We start from the raw sequence: 22,613 nt of genomic DNA on the forward strand, positions 1-22,613 counted from the left end.
CTTGTGAACAGAAGTTTCATTTGCGCGCTCGCGCTTTAAAAGGATTAAATTTTCTATACTCTTAAGATAACAAGACCTAACGCTGTAAAACTCCATAATTTCCTTAAAGCATAAGTCTTTTCGGCTTCGACCCGCAATCAAAAAATATGAACCGATATGAATAATTGAAACCGGGGTACATACGATGAAAAAATTCATATTGCCTCTGCTTCAAAGCGAGGTCCATCTTCCGTTTTATGTATACTGCGTCGGGGGAACGGCGGATCAGCCGCCGATTCGCCGTCTAAGCGGCTACCCATATTACATTTGGCTTCATACCATCACGGGCAAAGGAAAGCTTTACCTCGAAGATTCGGAACACACGTTACGTGAAAATACCGGCGTCCTCATTTATCCGGAAACGGCCCATGAATACTATAGTTTGGAATCTCCCTGGGAAACGCACTGGGTCGCTTTTCAAGGGTACGGGGTTGCTCCATTGCTTAAGCAAATCGGACTCGAACGCTCCTCCGTCTACCATCTCAGCAACATGCAGCTGCTCGATCGGCGATTGAACGATATTTATATGTCGTCCAAAGTGAGCGGTCCCGACAGCGGAACGAAAAGCTCCGGGAAACTGTACAACTTCCTGATCGATCTGAAAAACGCGCTGTATCCCGACCGCGCCCGTTCCCAAGCTACCGCCCACAGCCGGCTGCAGCCCGTCTTCGCCCATATGGAAGCGAATTACCGGGACGATCTGTCACTCGATCGGCTGGCCGCGATGATCGGCGCATCGCCTCAATATTTATGCCGCATCTTCAAGCAAACGGTGCAAATGAGCCCGGTCATTTATTTAACCCGCCTACGATTGCAAAAAGCAAAGGAGCTGCTTGTCGAAAACGATCAAATCACGGTCGGTGAAACGGCGGCCAAAGTAGGATTTCACGATACGAGCTATTTTTGCTCCGTGTTCAAGCAGTATGAAGGTATGACGCCGCTTGAATTCCGCAAATCGTATATGCAAGGCTATGCGCATGACCATAGCAAATAACCCGGCAGCCGAGCTGCCGGGTTATTTGCCAATTGCCGTATATATTTTGCGGCTCTTTATCGGAGGCAGGGTGTGGTGCTTTCCCCGTTACCGATGGCCGATCCTACCAGTGAAACTGAAGATAGGTTTTCTTCCAGTCACGATGCGCTGCCGCTTCGTCCATGGCCGCTACGAAATCTTTCACCTCGTGAATTTGCTTGTAGTGATCCGGCAGCAACCGTCCGAGCGTTTGCTGGCACTGCGGGTCCCGCATCGCTTTCAGCACCGGATGGTAATCCACCGAGTAGCTTCGGCTGCTACCGATCAGCGTGATTCCCTTTTCCAGCACATCCCGCGTATTAATCGGCACGCGCTCCTCGGTAACGCCCATCAGGATCAAGCTGCCGCCGCGGTTCATAATATCGATTGCCTGATTAATCGCGCTTTCGCTGAATTTTCCGCCGGTACATTCGACGGCCACATCGAAGCCTTCAATTGATGAAAAGTCGAAGTCCTGCACGAGATGGCGCGTTGCAAACTGGAACTCGTTCAGCTTCTCCGGAATCGCGCCGAACACATGAAGCCGGTCTGCGCCCAGACCGAATACGTGATGCAGCATCGCAGCGGATAAGTATCCTACCGGTCCGTCTCCGAATACGACTACGCGCGCTTCGCCATCGCTCAGCCGGTCTTGAATGCGGCTCAGCGCCTGATGCGAAACGGAGCACAGCTCGGACAGCACGGCGATCTCGTCCGGTACGTCGTCTGGAACCGGAATCGCGCACGACACGGGAACGACGAGTCGATCTTGCGCGAGACCGTCGAAGCCGCTGGACAAAAATCTTCCGTTCGTGCAGTAATTGGCACCCGCCACGCCACGGCAGTAAGGGCAGCATTCGTCCGGCGACGTTCCGTTTATCAAGTAGCCGGGAATGTTCGGAACGATGACGACGCGCGTTCCTTCCTTCAAGCTCGTATTGTTGCTATCGACGACATGGCCGATCCCTTCATGTATAAGCGCCATCGGCAATTTGCGCGCAAGCGCTTCCGGACGCCGGTTGCCCATGTAGTAACGCATATCGGCGTGACAAATGCTGGCCAAAGCGGGCTTCACGACAACGAAGTCTTTTGGAATCGGATGCTCAAGCACCGTTTCCACTACTTCGCCGGGCTTCGTAAGACGAAAAGCTCTGGATTTCGTTGACAATGCATTGTTCGTAATCATGAATAAGTCCACTTCCTTCAGTATGAATTCGTTGCTGCAATAAACTATTCATACGATGCTCATTTGTGTATGTATATAGTTTATTTGTGCGCGATTTAATTCATATTATAAACAATACTTGGGGTGTGTCAAGCAATTTTTACTATAAATAAGCATCCGTAAACACTTATCGCGCATGAACGCAAAAAAACAGCCTCTTGCTTGCGCAAGAGGCTGTCGGTTGGCCTGCTCAATCTCTGACGGCGAACCTTTATTTATTTTCTTGAATGTATTTATTCGCTTTTTCGTCCGCCGTTCTAAGTACCGTATTGACGTCCGTTTTGTCGTAAGCCATACTTTTCGCGGCATCGCTCAGGAACGGATACAGCTTCACGTCATACTTTGTCGCTTTCGGCAGACCCGCAGGTTTTACTTTGAAAATGCCTTGCAGGTTTTTGCCTTCGTACAGTTTCGTGTCCACCGCGACGTCTTTCTTGAGGGCAGGATCTTTCAGAACGGTCATCCGCGTTCCTCTGTTCATTGCTTTTTGCGCTTCTTCGCTTACGATGGTTTTGATTGCAGCATACGCCGCCTTCTTGTTCTTGCTCGTCGGCGTGACCATTGCCAGGTGGAAGTCGATTTCCCGGCCGATACCCGGTTTATCGTCAAATGATGGGAACGAAACGACATCCCAATTGAAGCCTTTGCCTGGTTCCTGGAGCTGTGGCAAACGCGCCGTCGTCGCCGCTAACCAGTAAGGGAACATCGCGGTTTTTTGATCTTTAAGGAAATAATCGATACCGTATGAATACTTTTTCTGAGGTTCTACGCTGCCGGGAATCGCATAGTTTTGCTCATAAAGGCCAAGCACTTTCTTAAATCCGTCCGTTTGCAGAACCGATTTCTCCTGCTTGTCGTCGACCACGCCCAGACCGTAAGGTCTGATCAAAATGCTTGGGCTTTGAAGATCAAGCCCTACATATTGGGTTCCCCCGTCCATTCTCGTCACTTTGCGCGACAAATCGATCACTTGGTTCCAAGTCATGCCGTCTTTCGGGTGCGGAACCGCAAATTTGTCGAAAATGTCCTTATTATACAACATGAGTCCATAGTTCATTGCGTAAGGAATACCGAACGTTTCCCCTTTATCGCTAAAGGTTTTCATCGTATTGACGGTTTCCGGCTCGAATTTACTCATGTCGATCTTTTCTTGCTTGATAAATTCGTTCAGATCGGAGCCCAGTCCCAGTTGCAGCAGGTCAAGCAAATAATAGTTGCTCGTCAAGATGACATCCGGCACTTCGCCGGCGGCAATTAACGCGTCCAGCTTCCCTGTGACGAGCTGGGGCGTAATATTCGGATATTTCGCCTGGATCGGTTTCGTGATCAGCGCTTCCAAATCCGGGCCCGCCAAAACCCCTGCGTTGTGGGAGTAAAACGTCAGCGTTACCGGCTCGTTATTGTATGCGTTTGGATTGGGCGCGTCCGGTTTGTTTCCTCCGCTTGCAGCTTCCTTAGCGCCGCCGGCGCAGCCGGTCAGGGCTAACGCTCCGAGCATGGACATGCTGAGCAGCAGTGGTATCGCTTTCTTTCTCTTCATTTCATAACCCCTCCGTTTTGGTAAAACGATTTATCCTTTGTTTCATTAGGACCGCTGCAAAGCTTGCCACGATTGCACGCTTTTCACAAATTTGCCCGGTTCGTCCGTAGCATACCAACGAATGCCCAAATCAAGCAGCCCGTGCATGGATGGCTCGTCGATCTGGAAAGGCAGCACTTCCAGGTCAATTCCGGCGGCTGCCGACTCCGCAAGCGCATATTTCAAAAACTCAGGTTCGATATCGTAATGCCAGCCCGGCTGCGGCTGCTGCGATTTCAAATGCAATTGCACCTGATCCAGTCCTTGAAAACCGGATTCCCGCACTTGATTGAACGTCGCTTTAATCTTGTCCGCGGAACCGCCGACCCACAGCATGCTTTTTACGCCTTTGGCGATCGTTTTCATGCGTGCGCAATTTTCCTGCTTGTTATGGGTGAAAATAACCTGCTCGTTAACGCCGTATTGATCGATAAGTCGTCCAAGCTGTTCCAGATCGACGTTTTTCAAATCAAGATACACGAGCCGCTCCGGCTTGCCTTGCATCTCGATGAACATCTCTTCGACGGAAGGGATTCGCTCCCCTGCAAACTTCTCGTCGAATTTGACTCCGGCGTCCCACGCGCGCGTTTCTTCAAACGTAAATTGAGCGATCGACATGTCCTTTACTTCGTCCGGCGCCGTTGTTGTCCTGGCTGGCGTATCGTCGTGCAGGCAAACAATGATACCGTCCTTCGTCGTCCGGATGTCTGCTTCCGGAATTCCCCCCAAGCCCCAAGCATACCGATTGGCAACCATCGTATTATCCGGAGCTTCATACGCTCCTCCCCCGCGATGTGCTTGCCAATACACTTGAAATGCGCTCATTTCCCCTGGCTCCCTTTATTTTCATATGTAAATCTTCCAGAATCGTGCGCGAACTTGTATGTTTGCGCGCGTTTGTTTACATATTACAAACTATTCCTTTTGACTGTCAAGTATATATTTTGTAAAGTATCACTTGACTGAGCGGCATTATTAAAATAGTCTAACATTATGTGTAATAACGGTGAAATAAACACAAGCGCGCAAATGAAAACATATTTTCGTGGTATAATGAAAGTATAGACGAGTTGAAGGGGGATTGTGATGCTAGCAGCAGAAAGGAAATTGCGAATCGTAGAACTAGTCAAACAAAAACATGTAGCTACCGTCAGTGCCCTCGCGAAAGAATTTCACGTACATGAGGCAACCATCCGGCGGGACTTGGCCGAAATCGAGCAGGAAGGCTTGCTGCGCAGGACGCACGGCGGCGTTATCGTCGACAAGGGTGCGAACATCGAGCCGTCGTTTACCGAGCGCGTCAGCGATCAGTTGGATCAGAAGATGCGGATCGGCAAGAAGGCCGCTTCGCTCATCGAGGATGGCGATCATGTCATTCTGGATTCGGGAACGACAACGATGCATATCGCGCAAAACCTCGTGAACCGTTCAAATATTACCGTGATTACGAACGACATGAACGTAGCTGCGGAGCTTCGCGATTCGTCCGGCATTACCGTCATTGTGACCGGCGGAACGCTGTACCATTCCAGCTTTATGCTCAACGGGATGTATACCGATTCTATTTTGAAGTCGCTTCACGTGAACAAGGCATTTATCGGGATTCCGGCCATCCATCCGAAGTTCGGGCTGACTCATCCGGAAGCGGAGCTGGTCCCGACCAAAAAAGGAATGATCCAGGCTTCTCAAGAAGTTATCGTCGTCGCAGACGACACGAAGATCGGAAAAGTATCGCTGCATACCGTCGCACAGGTAACAGACGTGCACACGTTCATTACCGGCACGGAAGCGTCGGAGGCGCAGATCAAGTTTTTCAAAGAAACGGGCATCAACGTCATTACTGTTTAGTTCGGCATCGAAACCGATCGAGATCCATATAAGGAGCAGAACAACCGCTAGGTTGCGCTGCTCTTTTTTTACGCAGCTTTGTCCGCCCTTTCCCGGTACGCGCGAACGAGCTCATGCCTTTCTTGCTTTCCTGAAACATGGTATGCTTTTGAAAGCGAAGACAACGCAGGCCTGAGCAATGTAACTTAATAACTTAATAATGAATATGTACAATTTCGAATTTTTCGTTTGAATTGAGGTGAACCGTTCCTTATGAACATTATAAAAGTGAAGGATCGCCATGAGCTGGAAAAAAAGCTTCCGGCGATGCCGTGGTACGTCGAAAAATTTATCAATTATAAATTGCCAGACCTCTCCCCTTCGTCTTTGCTCGAGTATGTGCGCGATTATGAAACGTTCTTTTCCTGGCTGCTGGCCGAAGGATTGACCTCCGCTGCGGCGATACGCGAGATCCCGCTGACGGACCTGGAAAAGCTGCATATGGAAAGCATCGATCATTTCAAAATGTTTTTGTCGACTCGCAAAGAAAACGCGAACGTCCGGACGACGATTTCCCGCAAGCTCTCTTCTTTGCGCTCACTTTTCCACTATTTGAGCCAAATTGCCGAAGACGACGATTTTTATCCGTTGCTCAAAAGGAATGTAATGGCGAAGGTGGAAATCAAGCGTACGCACAAGCCCAAAGATTCCGCGGCAAAGCTGGAGGGAAAACTGCTGCAGGAAGCGGAAATTATCGAGTTCATCGATTATGTCAAGAACGGTTACGCCGAGGACGTGGCCCGCAATAAGCAGGCACTTTATTCGTACGAGCTTAACAAAACGCGGGATACGTGCATCGTCAGCCTGATCCTTCACTCCGGATTGCGCGTTTCCGAAGTGTTCAATTTAAATCTGGACGACATCGACCTGAAGAAAAAGCTCGCTTATGTTTACCGAAAAGGGAAGAACGACGATACGTTCAAGACGCCCGTCTATTTTCGGCAGGAAGCGGTTGAAGATTTAAGTCTGTACTTGGAGCTGCGCCAGCCGCAATATAAACCCGCCAAAAAAGAAAAAGCGCTCTTCCTCGCTATTGCCAACGGCAAAAAGGAAGGCGAGCGCATGACCAAGCGGGCGATTCAGGAAATGGTCATCAAATACGCGAAGCGGTTCGGAAAGCCGTACTTATCGGTTCACAAGCTGAGACATTCATTCGCGACCGACTATTATTTGCGCAACGATCTGTACAAAACCCAGGAGCAGCTTGGACACGCCTCCCCCGAGACGACGCAAATATATGCTCACTTGACCGATAAGACGATGGCTGAAGCGATAGATAAATTAAAAGAATAAGGAGCGTCGGTGGTGTTAGGCCGAGGAGCCATAATCTATTGCGATCTTCTTGACCTTGACACTAGTGTTATAGTTTACAATTTACAGTGGACTATACGACAGGGGGTTATCACTTGAAAATCAGTCAATTGGCGAAATCGACCGGCGTCAGCGCCCGTTCCATACGGCATTACGAGAAAAAAAAGCTGCTTACTTCCACGCGTCTTGACAATGATTACCGGGAATTCGACGAATCTGCGGTGGAACGGGTGAAAACGATCCAACTTTATTTGGGTCTAGGCTTAACTACGGAAGACATCGAGCAAGTGTTGAATTGCGGCGATGAATATCCCGATTATAAAATGGACGAATACTGCGACGAAATGCTGGAAGTATACGAACAAAAATTAAGCGAAATCAATAAACAAATGCTTTCGCTGGTCGTTGTGCAGCAGCGGATTGAACAGCAAATCCGTCAAATGAAGCAAAGACGCGTCCTGCAGGGCAGCGATCGCTAAGGTAATGAAGCCTATGTCTGTGACGATTACGCGGACGGCTTCCTCAGCATCTCGGTCAAGCGCGAGAAAGAGTCGCCGCCATGGCCCTCGTCAATCGCCCGTTGTACGAAAGCTTTAGCTGCGTTCAATACATTGACGTCAATCCCCCGGGCCTGCGATGCGTGAATAATATGATCCATTGCCGCCGCGGCCGAAAAAAGATTGGATTGGTCGCCCGGGTATCGACCTTCATCAACCTGACGCGCGAGATCGACCATGATGGCGGGCATGATTGCCGCAATCCCTTGTGCATGCACGGCGAAGTCGCTTGCCGCGATATGTTCCGCGCCGGCCAGCGCGACCGCATGCGCATATCCGCTCATCGTGGTCCAAAACAGATCGAGCAGCGCGATATCGTACGCCGCGGCTCTCCCGGGGTCCGTACCGAGATGCGTGGCGGTACCGCCAATGCTCGCCAGCGTCCCCCGGTGGGCCTCGAACACCGCCTCCGGCCCGCTGTATAGTACGACGGCGGCAGGCGACCCGATGGTGACGGTCGGGGTCATAATCGCGCCGTCGAGGTAATCCACGCCCCGCGCCGCTGCCCATGCAGCCGCCTCACGCGCGCGCTCCGGCGTATCGGCGGTCAGACACACGACGGTGCGTCCTTTCAGAGCGGCGCCTGCGGATTCTAAGATCGTTTGTACGGCGTTATAGTCGAGCACGCAAACAATGACGAGCGGACTGGCCGCTGCCGCCTCGGCAGCCGTAGCGGCGTTTACAGCCCCCTGCGCGGCAAGGCGATCGGCTTTCCCAGGTGTACGGTTCCATACCGTCGTAGGATGGCCGTTCTTCAGAAAGGCGCCGGCGAGCGCCCTCCCCATCGGCCCCATTCCGAGCACAGTTACCGGAAAGCGGTCATTCGAGCCTCGGTTAGCGTCATCCTCCGCCTTCTCCTTTGCTATGTTTTCATTCCTCAACATGTTCGGATCATTTTTCTCCATTGTAATACATCTCCTCTCTATTGGGTTCGGAGTTATTGTAAAGTATGACACTAGTGATAATGTCAATCACCCTTTCCAAATATTGCTCCGATTAGCGGCAATCCGAAATCAACACAAAAATCCCCCGGCTCCTAGCCGGGAGATGCAAACGAGCAAATGACGACGGACGCCGCTCAGCGGCTTGCCTGTTTCGGTTGAATGGCGAATAACGACGTAAGCACCCCGAGCAAGCTTACCGCTGCGAGCGAATAAAATAATGACGGCGCCGTCCACGTCAAGGCTAGAGAAACCAAGGGCGGGCCCGCGGCAACCCCGACAAAACGCATACTGCTGTAGATGGAGCTAACCGTCCCACGCTGCTCTTTCTCAATCCCTTCCGTAATGAAGGCATCCAGACACGGAAGCGCTATGCCGATCCCCAGTCCTCCCGCTGCGATGAAAATAAAAAAGCCCCATAAACCGCGCACATGTAACCAGGCGAGCCCGACCAAAGCGAGACACAGCAGCAGCAGACCGATTACGGTGAGCCATTTCATGAGCCGCTTGTTTTCCCCGATCGTCTTACCGGTAATGTATGAAGCCAGACAAAGCACCGACAGCGGTACGGCCAGCAGGCTTCCTTTAACGATTCCGTCAAAACCGTACCGTTCCTCAAGCGTCTCCGAAAGATAGAACAATAATCCGAACAGCTCGAACATCCCGATCGCGCCGACCAGAAAAATGGCGGAGAGCCAGCGGCCCTTTTGTTTGAAAATAAGCTTAACCGAACCGTAAAATTCGTGAAAGGTGCCGCTCTCTCCTTGCTGCTTCGGCGCTTTCAGCAGAAATGCAAGCAACAGCACGGACAACGCGCAGAAGACGGGAATCGCCAAAAAGACGGCGTACCAGGCAAGCAGCGTTAGCAGCGATCCGATGATCGGGCTAAGCACCTTGCCGAAGGTGTTGGACGTTTCGACAATGCCGAGTGCGCTGCTGACATCGCTTTCCTTGTTGTACATATCCCCTACGAGCGGGAGCACGATCGGAGCAGCGCCCGCCGCCCCGACGCCTTGCAGCAATCGTCCGGCCAAAATAAGCGTATACGCATTATCTCCAAGCAGCAGCGCCGCAAGTCCGGAGACAATCCCTCCCGCTCCGGCAATGATCAGACTCGGAATCATTATTTTTTTCCGCCCGAACCGGTCGGATAAATAACCGGCGATCGGAATCAAAATGATGGCGACGACCGAATAAACCGTAATGAGCAGACTGCTCTGAAACGGGCTCACATGAAGCATTTTGCTCATGGTTGGCAATACGGGAATGAACATGGAATTGCCGAGCGTCATAATTAACGGTACGGTACATACTGCTACGAGCTCCCAATGTTTCTTTCGTTGCATATGCGACCACCTTGCAGCTAGTAATGTGCTAGCTCTAGTTTTTGGAGGTCTCCGGTTGTCCGGTCAACAATCGATTGTTATTTTCTCCTATATATGTAAGTTCATACATTGGAATTCCGTTGCGCAGCCGTTGGTGCGGCCAGCCATTTTACAAGAAAGGGGCGTCTCCTGCGCCTATACAAGGCACAGGGACACCCCTTGACAAGTTCACATCGCGCGTATACAGGAGATGCACGATGCGGTGCGGCATCACAAAATTGCGGATCGTTCCGCGCTATGCGATGGAAGTTGGTGAGCCGAACGGACTCTCGTAAGGGGCGGCCAGCTTCAATAGCTGCTCGGCTTCCTCCCGTTTCCCCGGCTCGAATCGATTGACGGCGTCCACGATTTTCGGCAGCAACCGAATATCCCCGGCGCTTGCGAAGCCGGCAATGCCATCGAAGGAGAGCACAAAGTTCACGCAGGCGTCAATTACCCGCTGCTCGTCGAACGGTTCGTACCAGGTGGCGTATCGCCTCTCCTGCCCTTCCTCCCAAGGCTTTCTGGCGATCGCCTTGATGACCCGAAGCGGGACGTCCCGCTTCTTCGTTTCTTCAAGCAATGCATCGAATGCTTCGCGGTATTCGGGTATTGCGTACAAGCGGTAATTGAGCGGCGTCAGCACCGTCTCGAACGGAAAACGGCGCAGCGCCTCCAGATGCGTGCTCGGCGCTAGATGCCCGTGACCGGTAATGCCGATCGCCTTCACAATGCCTTCCTCCTTGGCTTCGATGGCGGCTTCGATCGCCCCGCCTTTGCCAAGCGCTTTATCCAGCTCGGCCAGGTCGCCGACGGCATGAAGCTGCAGCAAATCGAGCGTATCGACCTGCAGCCGTTCGAGCGAGCGGTAAATTTGCTCCTTCGCTTTCGCCTTCGTCCGTTCCCCGGTCTTTGTAGCCAAAAACACGCGTTCGCGATACTTGCTCATCCAAGGGGCCATACGCAGCTCCGCATCGCCGTAACTGGCAGCCGTATCGAAATGGTTGATCCCGTGATCCAAGGCGAACTGGACCGATTCGTCGGCTTCCTCCTGCGTCACGTTGCCAAGCTTGGCGGCCCCGAACATCACGACAGAGCTCATATAGCCCAGTCGGCCCATCTGACGCTGCAGCATCCTCATACGCCTCCTTTAATTGCTAACGGAATTGGAGAAACCGAAACCGTTGAACGAAGCGATCGGCTCTTTGTCCGCCCGAAGTCCGCTGCCGTGCCGGTTCAGGGCGATGTCAACGAGCCACTCAGTGAAAGTCGCGACCTTCATCTGCTTCATTTCCTCCGGACTGAAAAATCCGGCTCCGTCGGACTCGAATCCATCCGGCTCCGGTTCTCCTTCCAAGTATTCCATACTGAATGCGATATAAACGTTATGTACGTCTCTCGGCTGATCGCGGAGCGCGACAATTTCCTTAACTTTCGCGCGTACCCCGCTCTCCTCGTACACTTCACGCACAATGGTTTCCTCTATCGGCTCATGCTGCTCGATATAGCCGCCGGGATTGGTCCAGTTGCCTTTGCCCGGTTCAATCGCCCGGCGCACAAGCAGCACTTTGCCGTCCCGGACGACAAGCGCCCCTACGCCGATACTGTAATTGCCCCAATGAACGAACGTGCAGCTCGTGCAAGCCAGCCGGTCCGTGCCGCCGATGTCCTTCATTGCCATAAGCTGTCCGCATTCCATACAAAACTTCGCTGTCATCTGGCATCCTTCTCTCTATTAGCTGTTCAATTGCGGCGAACCGGGATTCAACTTCATGAATTCAATCCGGTTGCCGTCCGGATCTTTCACCCAGCATTGATCGTTCCCATCCTTGCCGCGTTTGGGCTCTACGTCGAGCGTAATGCCGTTCTTTTTCAAATGTGCCGCGATCGCATGAATATCGTCGACTTCCAGGCACAGATGGTTGAAGCCGATGGGTCTTGGTACCGCTTCCGGCTTGTTCTCGCCTCCATAGAACAGCTCAATGAACTGCCCCTCGCACACTTTGATGTAGACGATCCAAGGTTCACCCTTGTCGTTATGGAGTTCGAACGCTTTCTTGCATCCTAGCACGCCGCAATAAAACTGCAGGGAACGTTCCATATCCTGCACGGTTAGCGCCAAATGCCCAATCCGTTTGATCACCCGGCCACCTCCTCGAATCTTTGAGACTTCACCCTACACGTCCATCATACAAAATATAGCTACGAAATAGAAGATTTATATGCGCCGAAATGCGCTCTATGATTCCTGTTTTTTTTGACCTCAATGATCGGATACGGTTTTCGCATCCAAGCAAAGCCGAAGCAAGTACGGCTGTTGGGCGACCTTGCTTCGGGATGGCACAAACTATTGACTTAGATCCGGTTTCCTTCGTATAGGAAACGACTGCTCGAACCCATAAGCAAGCCGGATTAACGTCGGTTCGCTGTAAGCCGAGCCGGTGAAGCACAGGCCAAACGGCTTGCCGTCCGCCGTGTAACCGCCGGGTACGGCAATGGAAGGATACCCCGCCTTCGCCGCAATGCTGGCGCCCGCCGTGGACGGGAACAGCTATGCATCGAGCCGGTGCTCGGCCAATACGGCATCGATCCCTTCCGTACGAGAAAGTCGCAAATCACTGAGCCTATCTTCCAAATAGCCAAGCTCCGTCAAAGTGCCTGACGTTTCTTCCGAGGCCATCAACGTGACTTGTCCGTATCGCAGCGCCTGCTCAAAATGCTGCGCATTGTATGCGTGGCGCACATCAAAAAGCCCGTATCGTCGTTACCAGCGAACGGGCTTCGTTTCCATGACATGAAACATGGCGCATTGAACGTAAAATCATAAAAACTTGACGCGAGGGAATTTAACCAGTAAACGCGCATATCCACGGAATATCATGCCTAAATTTAATATCGGCTTATTTGAGCACCGCATATTTGGCCGGGAGCGCTTCAATATCATCTTTCGGCTCGATCGTGAGGCCGTTTGTTTTGACACGAACGGGAAAGGCGCGCATAAGTTCGGGATGATACGGCTTCAACAATGTTTGCAAGTAATCCGTGTCCTGATTCCGGTCCGAATCCAGCCAGGATTCCATTTCGTCATCGCGCAGTATCGCCGGCATGGCGTGAGAATACTCATAAATCAAGCGGTTGGCGCGTGTTGTCAGCAACGTGCACTTTCCTTCTTCGTTTCCCCTCGAGTCTCTCCATAGCTCATACAGCCCTGCTATACCGAACAGCTTCTTATCCCGGAGCGTAATCCGCATGGACTGCTTGTCCTTTCCTTCCCCTTGCCGGACATCAAAGCTTGTGCACGGGATAATGCACCGCTGCTTGGCGACGATGCGCCGATAAGCTCGTTTTTCCATCACAAACTCGCTGTCCGCGTTGACGGCATCCTTTGCCCAGAACGGCATCAGGCCCCAGCGAAACTCTTGAAGTCGTTTTTCTCCTTTGACATGGCAAATCACCGGTATTTGCTGCATTGGCGTATAATACGCAGACGGCTTATAAGCTATTGGACTGTCGGCAACGCGAAAGTAGTCGATCAGCTCCGATATGTCGGCGGTTAGCGAGTAACGATTATACATGATGTGCACCTCTTGATGGTTTGTTACTTCCAGTATCTTCAAGGACGAAAATATTATGCATGCAGCCGCACGCACACTTCCTGCCTGGCCAGATGCGCATAAGAAAACTCCAAGCCAATTACAAAGCAGCTTGGAGTCCTTGGAGTTTCGTTTAACCTTTGAAAGGTTGCGTGTTGTGAATCCCTTTCAACCGGAACGAGTAACAATAAGCACGGTTGGCGTACAGCGTATACTCCGGATGCGTCCGGGCTCCCCAACTGTCGTCGCCTCCGATGCCCATCTGCTGGGCGTTCACGCGAAGCACCGTTTTATCACTGACCGGGAGCTTATAGCCGTGATCGCTTGCCTCCAGCTCCGATGGCGTGTATGGAAGTGCGTTCAGCTCGAATACGGGCTCTCCGGTAATGCGCAAGCCGATACCTTGGCCGTCGGTCAGCTCGGCATAGCGTACCTCCGTTTTGTTGCCGCACTCCTGCGGCCGCAAGTACGGCACATATTGGTCGGCCACCCGGCCTTCGTACCGGCCGATTCGGCCGCTCGCTTGGCGATCCCAGTACGTTTCATGCGGACCGTTGCCAACCCATGTCAAGTTCGCCAAGGAGCCGTCCAGCACGAATAAGGTACCGATCTCCGGTATTTCCGGAAGTCCGGCGCCCGGCTGCAAATCTTGACGTACGGTTACTTCTCCGTCGGGGCGTACCGTATATGTGACGGCGCACAACGAAGCGGCTTCCGCAAGCTCGAACTGCGTGCGCACGACGATTTGACCCGGCAGCTCCTCGATCTGGAACCGTGTCAACCGGCGATTCGCTCCGGCGTTTCTCCAGACCGCACAGCGCTCCTGCAGCTTGTTCCCTTTGTCGTTATCCGTGAAAGCTCTCCAGAAGTTCGGCGCCGGTGCTTCCCTGAACAGTTCCGCCTCACCGATCCGGTACGAGACGAGCGAACCGGTACGGCGGTCGAACGTAACGGCAAATCCGTCGCCCTGCACCTTCAGTCGGTCGTCCTGCTGCTGCATGCGCAAACCGGATGCAAGCAAGTCGGATGAAGAAGCGGCCTGCACAGTTGAAACGACCGGCAGCGCAAATTGCGCGTAGGCGACCTCGTGCCCCTGTCTCGCCCAAGCCGTATCCGTTTTTAACAACAAGCTGACATTGAGCATGTATTCGTCCCCGAATTCCGCTTGCTCCGGCAAACGGTAGGGCAGTCGGACGATCTCTTTGCTCAAAGGCGCGATATCAACTTCGATTCGGCCGTCGCTCACGACGTTCCCGTTGTTCAACAGCTGCCATGCCAGATCGTACTCGTTCAAATTCGTGAACAAGTTTTGGTTTGTGATCTCGATCGTCCCGTTCCGCAAATCTTCCGCGCGAAAGCGGGCATTTTGATAGCAATATTTCACTTCATAAATTTTCGGCGTAACGGAACCGTCGGCAAAAATCAACCCGTTGCCGCTAAAATTGCCGTCGTTCGGCGTATCTCCGAAATCACCGCCATAGGCCAAATACGATACGCCTTCCGGTGTTCGGGTACGAATCGCCTGATCGATCCAATCCCATATAAAACCGCCCTGCAGAACGGGGTACCGGTCGAACAGCTCCCAGTACTTATGCAGATTGCCGCAGGAGCTGCCCATCGCGTGGCTGTATTCGCACAAAATAAACGGTTTTTTCGGATTTCGGAGCGCGTATTCTTTCACTTTGTCCGGCTTCGTGTACATTTGGCTCTCGATATCGGAGGCGGCTTCGGAAGCACGGTAATGGAATACGCCTTCGTAATGAACGAGCCGGGTCGGATCGGACGCCTTCAGGAAATCATGCATCTTGATAAAATTATCGCCACCGAACGATTCGTTCCCAAGCGACCAAATGATAACGGACGGATGATTTTTATCGCGCTGCAGCATTGAGTTGCAACGATCCAGCACCGCACCGGTCCATTCCGGCTTGCTTCCCGGCACGGTATCGCCCTCATCCTTTTGCCCGTATTTCCACGAACCATGGGTCTCCAGATTCGTTTCGTCGATCACATAAAGCCCATACTCGTCGCACAAGTCGTACCACAGAGGATGATTCGGGTAATGGGAGGTGCGGACGCTATTGATGTTGTGCGATTTCATCAGCTTAATATCGCGCGCCATATCTTCATAAGTGACGGCACGTCCGGAGTCGCATGAAAACTCATGACGGTTAACGCCCTTAAATACGATGCGTTTGCCGTTGATTTGCATCAAGCCGTCCTTGAGCTCGAACCGACGGAAACCGATTCGACAGCTAACGGTTTCGACCAGCCGGCCGTCGGCATTTTTCAAGCTCAAAACGAGCGTATACAGATTCGGATGTTCCGCGCTCCATAGACGGGGCCGCTTGACGGCACCAGCCACGTGAAGTTCCATATTTCCTTCCTTCACGGGCGTACCCGCAGCCTTCAAAGGCGCATCCCAGAGCGGCTGCCAACCTGACGGCCCGCCGTCATAGAGCATCGCCTCCACGGTAACCGGCCCGCTCCCGCTCTCGTAGTAATCGACGATTTTTGCCCGCACCGCAAGATCACCCTGCACCAGCTCATCATCTAGCCGTGGATCCGCAGCAAAATCGTATATACTCACCGACGGGGGCGCAAACAAATAAACCTCGCGAAAAATGCCGCTTAACCGCCAAAAATCTTGATCCTCCAGCCAGCTTGCGTCACACCAGCGGTACACCTCAACAGCCAGCTTGTTGTCGCCTTCTTGCAAATAAGGCGTCAGGTCGAATTCAGCCGGTGTAAACGTATCTTCACTGTATCCGACAAAATCGCCGTTAAGCCATACATAGAAAGCGGACTCCACGCCCTGGAACGAAATATGTACCGGTCGTCCCGCCCATTCGGAAGGAACCTCGAAGCTGCGAACGTACGAACCTACGGGGTTATATTTTACCGGAGCGAAGGGCGGCCGGATGTCTTCCTTCCCTTCCCATGGATAACGGACATTCGTATATTGCGGATAATCATAGCCCTGCAGCTGCCAATGGGACGGCACCTCGATATCCGCCCAACCGCTCGTATCGAAATCCTGCTCATAGAAGCGGACAGCCCGATTCTCTGCCGTTTCGGCAAAGCTGAACTTCCATCTGCCGTTCAGCGACAAATAGTATCGCGATGCCGAGCGATCGCCTTTCAACGCTTCCTCTACCGTATCGAACGGCATGAACGTCGCATGGGCAGGCAATCGGTTCAACTCGAAAATATCCGGATTGTTGTTCCATTCGGGGTAACCGTTTTTCGGGGGGATGTACTGAAATTTTTTCAACATGGCTCCGCACCTCGTTCATTGTAAGCTTTTTCCACAACAGGCCTCATCCTTTTAATTTTATATAAATCGCCGCCACTTGGATATCGAAACATATGAAAGCAAAATATAACAATTTTAAGAAAACGGCATTGAAAGCAATAATATGCGTTGCGAACAAGCGGTCAGAGCAAAGCGAATTCGATTGTGGTATGATGACAAATGGAAATGAAAGGAGAATCGCCATGTCCAATTATTCAATTCAAACGTTCACGGACCGATACGATATTTATGAAGCAACCGAGCAGAGCACGAATTCATGGTTCCGGCTCTGTCCTGAACGCGGCGGCATCGTCATTAGCTACGGAAATAAAGGTACGGAACTGCTCTATCTCGACAAAGAAACGTTCTATGATCCGGATGCGAATATACGCGGAGGCATTCCGGTACTGTTCCCGATTTCCGGGCAATTGTCCGGAGGAACATACGAATGGCAAGGGAAATCGTATGCAATGAAAAATCACGGGGTTGCGAGGAATGCTTCGTGGAAAGTGGTAGAAACGGATACTTCGGACGGGGCCGCCATTACGTTAGGCTTGTCCAGCGACGAAAGCACGATCGCATCGTTCCCGTTCGCATTCGAACTTCGTTTTACTTATCGGTTGAAAGAAGGCCGGCTTACGGTCGAACAACAATATTGGAACCGTTCGGATGCCGAAGCGATGCCGATGTATCCCGGCTTTCATCCGTATTTTGCGGCGGAGCATACCGATGTTGCATATAAAACCGATGCCTCGTCTTACTACGATTACAACGACGGGGAAGTCAAACCGTATGATGGAGGCCCGCTGGAAATGAGCGCCAAAGTGGAATCCGTCGTTTTCCTCGATGCAAGCCGTAGCGAAATCGCTTTTTCGCCAGCTACGGGCTATTCCATTCGCATGACTTACGGGAAGGACTTTCGGTATGTCGTTTTATGGGGAGTCAAAGGCAAACCTTTTCTGTGCGTAGAGCCGTGGATGGCGCGTACGGACGAGCTAAATCGCAAGGAAGAGCTCGTTTATGTACAGCCGGGCGGAGTCATGAAGACGTTTTTGACGATCGATGTCGAATCTCGTTAATGATAAACGAAATTAATTATTAATGAAGCTAATTTATTTTGTAAGTTTCTTTTTGACGTAAGCGGAACTGCCCGGGCAAACGGCATAATTCGGCAGCTTTCAACGGGAATGGTTCCTTTGCTCGTCAGGGAAGCGCTTGATGTGCCTGGATGCATAGCGACAAGCCAGTCTCCATTCGCTGATACCGTCGCATTCGTCCATCACTTCAGACATTTTGTCGGAATTGTCGAAAAACTCTAATAATTGTGAAAATGAAGTCGAGTCCTGCGCTTGCCCGGGAAATGATACGGCTATTTCCGCACTCATTTCCCTCTTCCATTTCCCGGTTGGATTTCTCGTTCCAATTGGTTCATCCAGCTTCGCCTCGGCGCTTCTCAATCGCCCGCAAAATCAGCTCGTAGTAATCGCGCTTATGCGGAACGAAATCGGAGGCGCCCACCGTCTTCTCCGATGAATGCAGCATGCCGTCCGCATGGAGAGAGACGCCGCTCAGCCGCCAGGTTAACGGCTGTCCTTCCGCCATACGGTGCACCTCTTCAAGCGGCATCCAAAACAGACCGGTTACTTCATCCGGCTGCAGCTTGTAATCGTAAAGTGACAGGCGGCTCTCCAATACAAATACATGGCAAAACTCACGGTCGATGAGTCCGTTGCTCAAAAATTTTTCATACTTGTATATACCGCATGGGATCAATTGATCGAGAGACACTTTGAGCCCCAATTCTTCCTCCAGTTCGCGAACTCCGTCCTCAACCCCCTCCCCTACCGTCAAATGGCCGGCGCTGGAAATGTCGAGCAACCCGGGAAATGTATCTTTTTCCATATGCCGCTCTTGAAACAGCAAGGCAGGTTGTTCACTCGTGCCGTCCCAGATCCAGCATTGAAACGTACGATGCCAATAACCGCGGGCATGCGTCTCCGAACGGGTTGCAGTGCCAATGGGCTTCATCTCTTCATCGTAAATTTCAAACCGTTCTTGCGCTTTCGTCATCATTTCTCCCCCTAGTGAATGTTCGTTTTCATCGCCAAAACTCGATCGTAAGAACATGTTCCAGCCAGCTTACGCTCAACTTCTAACAAGTTACCGATTGTCACTATTCTTTATTTTGTAGTATGATTTCAATATTTGGATCGTTATTGATGAAGGAGCTGCAAACAATGAGTGTACACGAAGCCATCACGGCCCACACGCGCAAACAACATTCTCATCTGGAACAATTTCTCGAACTTGAAGAAGCGAGGGAACATGCCATCGATCATGCGGTAGCTCGGTGTGCCGCCGGACAACCGTTCCATGTCGACGCGATCAACGAATGGACGATACGCATTAACAAGCATGCGCAAAACGGCATTTCCCCCACCCGGGCGCTCGTCACCGAACAAATGGTGCGTGATTTTGTTCCCGCGCCAAGAAATAAAACCGCAGCCAACGACAAAGACTGCCGGATGCACCTGGGCAACCTGGCAGTCTACGGGCGGTGAATCGTTCTTAGATTAGCACAGTAATCGTGGAAATGAAAGTGTTTGCCAAACCCGGCAAGCCATTCGTCTTCTACCGGCGCCAGTTCATCCTTCTCGGTATCGAGAATGACCAGCCACCCAGGCTCGATCGCGCTACTCGCATTATCCCTGCGAAGGTTCATGATTACGTTGAGGCCAAGGTACGTAGTGTTTCCGTACTTGCGCGGCCCGATCACATGATGGTAATGGCCCGCGATCAAATATTTGGGCTGAAGCCGTTCCACGAGCGCAGTAATTTGATTCGAGCCCTGCGTTTCTCCATAATAATTCGTACCGACGCCGTAAGGCGTGTCATGCGTAATCAGGATGTCGATTTCTTGCGGCGGGACAGTGAATAGGCGCTTATACTGCCGTTGGTCAATCTCCCGTTCATCCTCCGGATTGACCGTTTCGATTCCGCCCAAAAAACCGATCGTCGTACCGCCGACCTGCAAAACGGTGCCATCTTGTACGTAACGAAACAGATCATACGGATCTATGCTGCTCACACCGCCGCTTCCGCTTGCCGCTTGTCGATCCAGCCATGCAAAATCTTCATGATTGCCTCTTATAAAATAGATCGGATTCGACAACATGTTTCTGATCAAACGTAAATCCTCGGGAAGCCCCTTCTCCGCTTCGGCATGAATGAGACGACTGAAATCGAGCTGCGATGGATCTTGCCTGTAGAACCGATGGTTGCGCAGCGATTCATCCGGCTCCGGATAAGCCCCCAGATCTCCCACCTGAATCAACAAATCCAGTCGCACGTTATGATGCATCTGCCATGCGGTCACGACCGCGAGCGTGTGGAACACCCTGCCGTGTATATCTCCGATAAGTCCGATTTTCAAACGAGGTCCTCCTTTTTTTGTTATTTGTATCCGCCCCCGTAATATTCGCCGGCTTTGCGGAAAGTCCTGTTCCCGATCCCGATTTGATCGTTTCCGGGAGCAGCGCACGAAAAACGACCCTATGCTGAAGGCATAGGGCTGCTTATCAATAACGGCTGTATTGTGTCGCGTTCAATTCGCTTCTTGTTTGAACGCTTCGATCTTAACGGCGCAAAGCTTGAATTCCGGCATTCGGCTAACCGGATCCAGCGCATCAATCGTCAAACGGTTCACGCTAAGCTCCCCGCCCCAGTGAAAAGGAACGAACACGGTCCGAGGCTGAATGCCTTCGGTCACCTTGACGGAAAACACAAGCGATGCGCGCCGGCTCGTTATGCGAATAAAATCGCCGACACCAAGGCCGATACGCTTGGCGAGCCAAGGATGTATTTCCGCGACCGGCACCGGAGTTTTCTTCATTAACGCCGAAGTGCGCCGGGTTTGCGCTCCGCTTAAATAATGACTGCCCACTCGGCCCGTTGTCAATATATACGGATACTCTTCGTCGATGGGCTCCGCCGGCATTTTCGGCTGAATGCCGAACAATCTGGCTTTACCGTCCGGATGCGCGAACCGGTCGGCGAACAACAACGGCGATCCCGGATGATTGTCAGCCGGACAAGGCCAGAAAACCCCTTGTTCTTCTTTCAAGCGCCGGTAAGTGATCCCGCTGTAATCGGCTTTGCCTCCGGCTGTGGCGCGCCTCATTTCCTCGAAAATATGCTCGGCGGAAGCGTACCGGAAATAGGCGCCTTCGCCCAGCTGTTCGGCCAGCTCGCAAATAAGGCAGTAGTCCGGCTTGCATTCACCAGGCGGTTCCATCGCCTGAGCTCGGTGGAACACGCGTCCCTCCAGATTGGTCAGCGTCCCCTCGGCTTCCAAAAACGACGATCCCGGTAACAACCAGTGCGCATAGCGAGCGGTTTCCGTCTCGAACAGGTCGACAACAATGAGCAGCTCCAGCTTGCCCAGCGCCCGCTCGACCATTCGGTTGTTCGGGCTGGAGACGACAGGATTCGACCCGATGACGATCATCGCTTTAATTTCGCCTTCGTCTATTTTTTGCAGCATTTCATAAGCCGAGACGCCTTTACCCGGAAGCTCCGCCGGATCGATGCCCCATACGTTCCCGATATGCTCCCGCGCAGCCGGGTCCTCGATCGACCGATAGCCGGGGAGCTGATCCGCTTTTTGGCCGTGCTCTCGTCCGCCTTGCCCGTTCGCTTGCCCGGTCACGGCACCGTATCCGCAGCCCGGCCGGCCGATTTTCCCCGTCAACAGCGCCAAATTAATGTAGTTTTTCGTGTTCTCCACGCCGTTGGACTGCTGTTCAAGCCCTCGGGCCGTAAGCACGATCCCGGTTTCCGCTTTGGCAAAGCCCCGGGCGATGGTACGCGTCACGCTTTCCAGGATGCCGGTCCATTCCTCGACTTTTGCCGGTGTGAACGTTTCGACGGCTGCGGCAAGCTCCGCGAAACCGTGAGTACGTTCGTTCACGAACGTACGATCGTACAAATTCTCGTGGATCATGACGTGCAGCAGTCCGTTCACGAAGACGGAGTCGAATCCGGGCTGCAGCCGCACATGGATATCAGCCGACTTGGAGGTCATCGTATTACGCGGATCGATGGTCACAATGATGGCGCCGTTCTTTTTCGCTTCGAGCAAATACGGCATCATCGTCGGCTGGCATTCGGCAATGTTCGTGCCCGCGAGCAGTATATATTTGGCGTTTTTGATTTCGGACAGCGGCATCGTCATGCCGCGATCCAGTCCGAACGATTGTCCGGCCGCCGCCGCGGCTGATGACATACAATAGCGGCCGTTATAATCGATGTAGCGGGTTTTGAGCGCGACGCGCGCAAATTTGCCGAGCAAATAGCAGACTTCGTTCGTCAGCGATCCACCGCCATACACACTTACGGCGTCTTTGCCATAGCGGTGCTGAATATCGCGAATGCGTTCAGCTATCTCGGGCAGCGCCTCGTCCCAGGCAGCAGGCTCCCAAGCGGAATTTGGGTCCACGCTGCCACGTTTGCCTTCCGCTGCATTCGTAACGACAGGCCTGCGGAGCGGCGTCATAATCCGTTCTTCATGGATGACATGATCCAGCGCGTTCAAACCTTTCTGACATAACCGGTTCGTCGCTACCGGGAAGATCGGGCTCGGCCGAATCGTTAGTCCCGGCTTGTCGTCCCCCGGCACCAGCTCCATACCGCACTGCATGCTGCAAAAGCAGCAGTGCGAAGTTTGCTTGACCGTCATCGGCGCTGCCGTCTGTATGCTCATATGCCGCCCCCCCTCTCTATAATCTTAGTCAGGCCCAACCTTGCAATAG

General features: G+C 52.4%; 20 protein-coding genes. 6 read left to right on the forward strand and 14 right to left on the reverse strand.

The genetic code is table 11. The annotated features are described in order from the left end of the window. Positions 1 to 184 precede the first annotated feature (184 nt). Positions 185 to 1,033 (forward strand): helix-turn-helix transcriptional regulator, encoded by an 849-nt coding sequence (locus ACFQI7_RS15105; protein ID WP_218097742.1) that lies wholly within the window; start codon positions 185 to 187, stop codon positions 1,031 to 1,033. 103 nt (positions 1,034 to 1,136) lie between these two features. On the opposite strand, the gene ACFQI7_RS15110 is transcribed toward ACFQI7_RS15105, so the two are convergent. The 3 genes from ACFQI7_RS15110 to ACFQI7_RS15120 all read right to left on the reverse strand — a co-directional run bounded on the left by ACFQI7_RS15110 (position 1,137) and on the right by ACFQI7_RS15120 (position 4,680). Continuing rightward, positions 1,137 to 2,237 (reverse strand): alcohol dehydrogenase catalytic domain-containing protein, encoded by a 1,101-nt coding sequence (locus tag ACFQI7_RS15110; protein ID WP_230414680.1) that lies wholly within the window; start codon positions 2,235 to 2,237, stop codon positions 1,137 to 1,139. Between the two features lie 250 nt (positions 2,238 to 2,487). Then, positions 2,488 to 3,816, reverse strand: a complete 1,329-nt coding sequence (locus ACFQI7_RS15115; protein WP_218097743.1) for an ABC transporter substrate-binding protein — start codon at positions 3,814 to 3,816, stop codon at positions 2,488 to 2,490. Positions 3,817 to 3,861: 45 nt separating this feature from the next. Beyond that, entirely contained in the window at positions 3,862 to 4,680 is an 819-nt protein-coding gene (locus ACFQI7_RS15120) for a glycerophosphodiester phosphodiesterase (RefSeq protein WP_218097744.1), read from the reverse strand. Between the two features lie 261 nt (positions 4,681 to 4,941). On the opposite strand from ACFQI7_RS15120, the gene ACFQI7_RS15125 reads away from it, so the two are divergent. The 3 genes from ACFQI7_RS15125 to ACFQI7_RS15135 all read left to right on the forward strand — a co-directional run bounded on the left by ACFQI7_RS15125 (position 4,942) and on the right by ACFQI7_RS15135 (position 7,532). Next, a complete protein-coding gene (locus ACFQI7_RS15125; protein WP_218097745.1) occupies positions 4,942 to 5,703 on the forward strand; it encodes a DeoR/GlpR family DNA-binding transcription regulator in 762 nt (253 codons plus the stop codon). A 252-nt stretch (positions 5,704 to 5,955) separates the two neighbouring features. Next, positions 5,956 to 7,035, forward strand: a complete 1,080-nt coding sequence (gene xerS, locus ACFQI7_RS15130) for a tyrosine recombinase XerS (protein ID WP_218097746.1) — start codon at positions 5,956 to 5,958, stop codon at positions 7,033 to 7,035. Positions 7,036 to 7,148: 113 nt separating this feature from the next. After that, positions 7,149 to 7,532: a MerR family transcriptional regulator gene (locus ACFQI7_RS15135; protein ID WP_218097747.1), complete on the forward strand. Its 384-nt coding sequence runs from the start codon at positions 7,149 to 7,151 to the stop codon at positions 7,530 to 7,532. Positions 7,533 to 7,558: 26 nt separating this feature from the next. Here ACFQI7_RS15135 and ACFQI7_RS15140 read toward each other — a convergent pair whose 3' ends face one another. The 8 genes from ACFQI7_RS15140 to ACFQI7_RS15175 all read right to left on the reverse strand — a co-directional run bounded on the left by ACFQI7_RS15140 (position 7,559) and on the right by ACFQI7_RS15175 (position 16,785). Beyond that, the gene (locus ACFQI7_RS15140; RefSeq protein ID WP_218097748.1) at positions 7,559 to 8,515 is read right to left on the reverse strand and encodes an NAD(P)-dependent oxidoreductase; all 957 of its coding nucleotides are present in this window, start codon (positions 8,513 to 8,515) and stop codon (positions 7,559 to 7,561) included. A 173-nt stretch (positions 8,516 to 8,688) separates the two neighbouring features. Next, complete coding sequence (locus ACFQI7_RS15145) at positions 8,689 to 9,897, reverse strand: MFS transporter (protein ID WP_230414682.1); 1,209 nt, start codon at positions 9,895 to 9,897, stop codon at positions 8,689 to 8,691. A gap of 274 nt (positions 9,898 to 10,171) precedes the next feature. Continuing rightward, complete coding sequence (locus ACFQI7_RS15150) at positions 10,172 to 11,050, reverse strand: aldo/keto reductase (protein ID WP_218097749.1); 879 nt, start codon at positions 11,048 to 11,050, stop codon at positions 10,172 to 10,174. Positions 11,051 to 11,065: 15 nt separating this feature from the next. Beyond that, entirely contained in the window at positions 11,066 to 11,632 is a 567-nt protein-coding gene (locus ACFQI7_RS15155) for an NUDIX domain-containing protein (protein WP_218097750.1), read from the reverse strand. An 18-nt stretch (positions 11,633 to 11,650) separates the two neighbouring features. Next, positions 11,651 to 12,058: a VOC family protein gene (locus ACFQI7_RS15160; protein ID WP_218097751.1), complete on the reverse strand. Its 408-nt coding sequence runs from the start codon at positions 12,056 to 12,058 to the stop codon at positions 11,651 to 11,653. A 408-nt stretch (positions 12,059 to 12,466) separates the two neighbouring features. After that, positions 12,467 to 12,658 (reverse strand): hypothetical protein, encoded by a 192-nt coding sequence (locus ACFQI7_RS15165; protein WP_218097752.1) that lies wholly within the window; start codon positions 12,656 to 12,658, stop codon positions 12,467 to 12,469. 157 nt (positions 12,659 to 12,815) lie between these two features. Then, the gene (locus ACFQI7_RS15170; RefSeq protein WP_218097753.1) at positions 12,816 to 13,490 is read right to left on the reverse strand and encodes an SOS response-associated peptidase; all 675 of its coding nucleotides are present in this window, start codon (positions 13,488 to 13,490) and stop codon (positions 12,816 to 12,818) included. A gap of 151 nt (positions 13,491 to 13,641) precedes the next feature. Further along, entirely contained in the window at positions 13,642 to 16,785 is a 3,144-nt protein-coding gene (locus tag ACFQI7_RS15175; protein ID WP_218097754.1) for a glycoside hydrolase family 2 TIM barrel-domain containing protein, read from the reverse strand. Positions 16,786 to 17,006: 221 nt separating this feature from the next. On the opposite strand from ACFQI7_RS15175, the gene ACFQI7_RS15180 reads away from it, so the two are divergent. Then, positions 17,007 to 17,882, forward strand: a complete 876-nt coding sequence (locus ACFQI7_RS15180) for an aldose epimerase family protein (protein ID WP_218097755.1) — start codon at positions 17,007 to 17,009, stop codon at positions 17,880 to 17,882. 349 nt (positions 17,883 to 18,231) lie between these two features. Here the strand turns inward: ACFQI7_RS15180 and ACFQI7_RS15185 are convergent, their stop codons facing one another. Next, entirely contained in the window at positions 18,232 to 18,876 is a 645-nt protein-coding gene (locus tag ACFQI7_RS15185; protein ID WP_230414684.1) for an NUDIX hydrolase, read from the reverse strand. A 164-nt stretch (positions 18,877 to 19,040) separates the two neighbouring features. On the opposite strand from ACFQI7_RS15185, the gene ACFQI7_RS15190 reads away from it, so the two are divergent. Beyond that, positions 19,041 to 19,364 carry a YpbS family protein gene (locus ACFQI7_RS15190; protein ID WP_218097756.1) on the forward strand — a complete coding sequence of 108 codons (324 nt, stop codon included), beginning with the start codon at positions 19,041 to 19,043 and terminating at the stop codon, positions 19,362 to 19,364. Here the strand turns inward: ACFQI7_RS15190 and ACFQI7_RS15195 are convergent. After that, entirely contained in the window at positions 19,352 to 20,236 is an 885-nt protein-coding gene (locus ACFQI7_RS15195; RefSeq protein WP_218097757.1) for a metallophosphoesterase family protein, read from the reverse strand. The genes ACFQI7_RS15190 and ACFQI7_RS15195 overlap by 13 nt on opposite strands. A gap of 171 nt (positions 20,237 to 20,407) precedes the next feature. Then, the gene (locus tag ACFQI7_RS15200) at positions 20,408 to 22,564 is read right to left on the reverse strand and encodes a molybdopterin oxidoreductase family protein (RefSeq protein ID WP_218097758.1); all 2,157 of its coding nucleotides are present in this window, start codon (positions 22,562 to 22,564) and stop codon (positions 20,408 to 20,410) included. Positions 22,565 to 22,613: the final 49 nt, after the last annotated feature.

Origin of the sequence: Paenibacillus allorhizosphaerae (genome assembly GCF_042659105.1) — a bacterium.
GTDB lineage: Bacteria > Bacillota > Bacilli > Paenibacillales > NBRC-103111 > Paenibacillus_G > Paenibacillus_G allorhizosphaerae.

Excerpts from the sequence above, each read along its gene's own strand:
- ACFQI7_RS15115 (WP_218097743.1), bottom strand. The coding sequence starts at position 3,816 with ATGAAGAGAAAGAAAGCGATACCACTGCTGCTCAGCATGTCCATGCTC.
- ACFQI7_RS15120 (WP_218097744.1), bottom strand. The coding sequence starts at position 4,680 with ATGAGCGCATTTCAAGTGTATTGGCAAGCACATCGCGGGGGAGGAGCG.
- ACFQI7_RS15110 (WP_230414680.1), bottom strand. The coding sequence starts at position 2,237 with ATGATTACGAACAATGCATTGTCAACGAAATCCAGAGCTTTTCGTCTT.
- ACFQI7_RS15150 (WP_218097749.1), bottom strand. The coding sequence starts at position 11,050 with ATGCTGCAGCGTCAGATGGGCCGACTGGGCTATATGAGCTCTGTCGTG.
- ACFQI7_RS15155 (WP_218097750.1), bottom strand. The coding sequence starts at position 11,632 with ATGACAGCGAAGTTTTGTATGGAATGCGGACAGCTTATGGCAATGAAG.
- ACFQI7_RS15125 (WP_218097745.1), top strand. The coding sequence starts at position 4,942 with ATGCTAGCAGCAGAAAGGAAATTGCGAATCGTAGAACTAGTCAAACAA.
- ACFQI7_RS15200 (WP_218097758.1), bottom strand. The coding sequence starts at position 22,564 with ATGAGCATACAGACGGCAGCGCCGATGACGGTCAAGCAAACTTCGCAC.
- ACFQI7_RS15175 (WP_218097754.1), bottom strand. The coding sequence starts at position 16,785 with ATGTTGAAAAAATTTCAGTACATCCCCCCGAAAAACGGTTACCCCGAA.
- ACFQI7_RS15145 (WP_230414682.1), bottom strand. The coding sequence starts at position 9,897 with ATGCAACGAAAGAAACATTGGGAGCTCGTAGCAGTATGTACCGTACCG.
- xerS (WP_218097746.1), top strand. The coding sequence starts at position 5,956 with ATGAACATTATAAAAGTGAAGGATCGCCATGAGCTGGAAAAAAAGCTT.
- ACFQI7_RS15185 (WP_230414684.1), bottom strand. The coding sequence starts at position 18,876 with ATGATGACGAAAGCGCAAGAACGGTTTGAAATTTACGATGAAGAGATG.
- ACFQI7_RS15140 (WP_218097748.1), bottom strand. The coding sequence starts at position 8,515 with ATGGAGAAAAATGATCCGAACATGTTGAGGAATGAAAACATAGCAAAG.
- ACFQI7_RS15170 (WP_218097753.1), bottom strand. The coding sequence starts at position 13,490 with ATGTATAATCGTTACTCGCTAACCGCCGACATATCGGAGCTGATCGAC.
- ACFQI7_RS15105 (WP_218097742.1), top strand. The coding sequence starts at position 185 with ATGAAAAAATTCATATTGCCTCTGCTTCAAAGCGAGGTCCATCTTCCG.
- ACFQI7_RS15190 (WP_218097756.1), top strand. The coding sequence starts at position 19,041 with ATGAGTGTACACGAAGCCATCACGGCCCACACGCGCAAACAACATTCT.
- ACFQI7_RS15180 (WP_218097755.1), top strand. The coding sequence starts at position 17,007 with ATGTCCAATTATTCAATTCAAACGTTCACGGACCGATACGATATTTAT.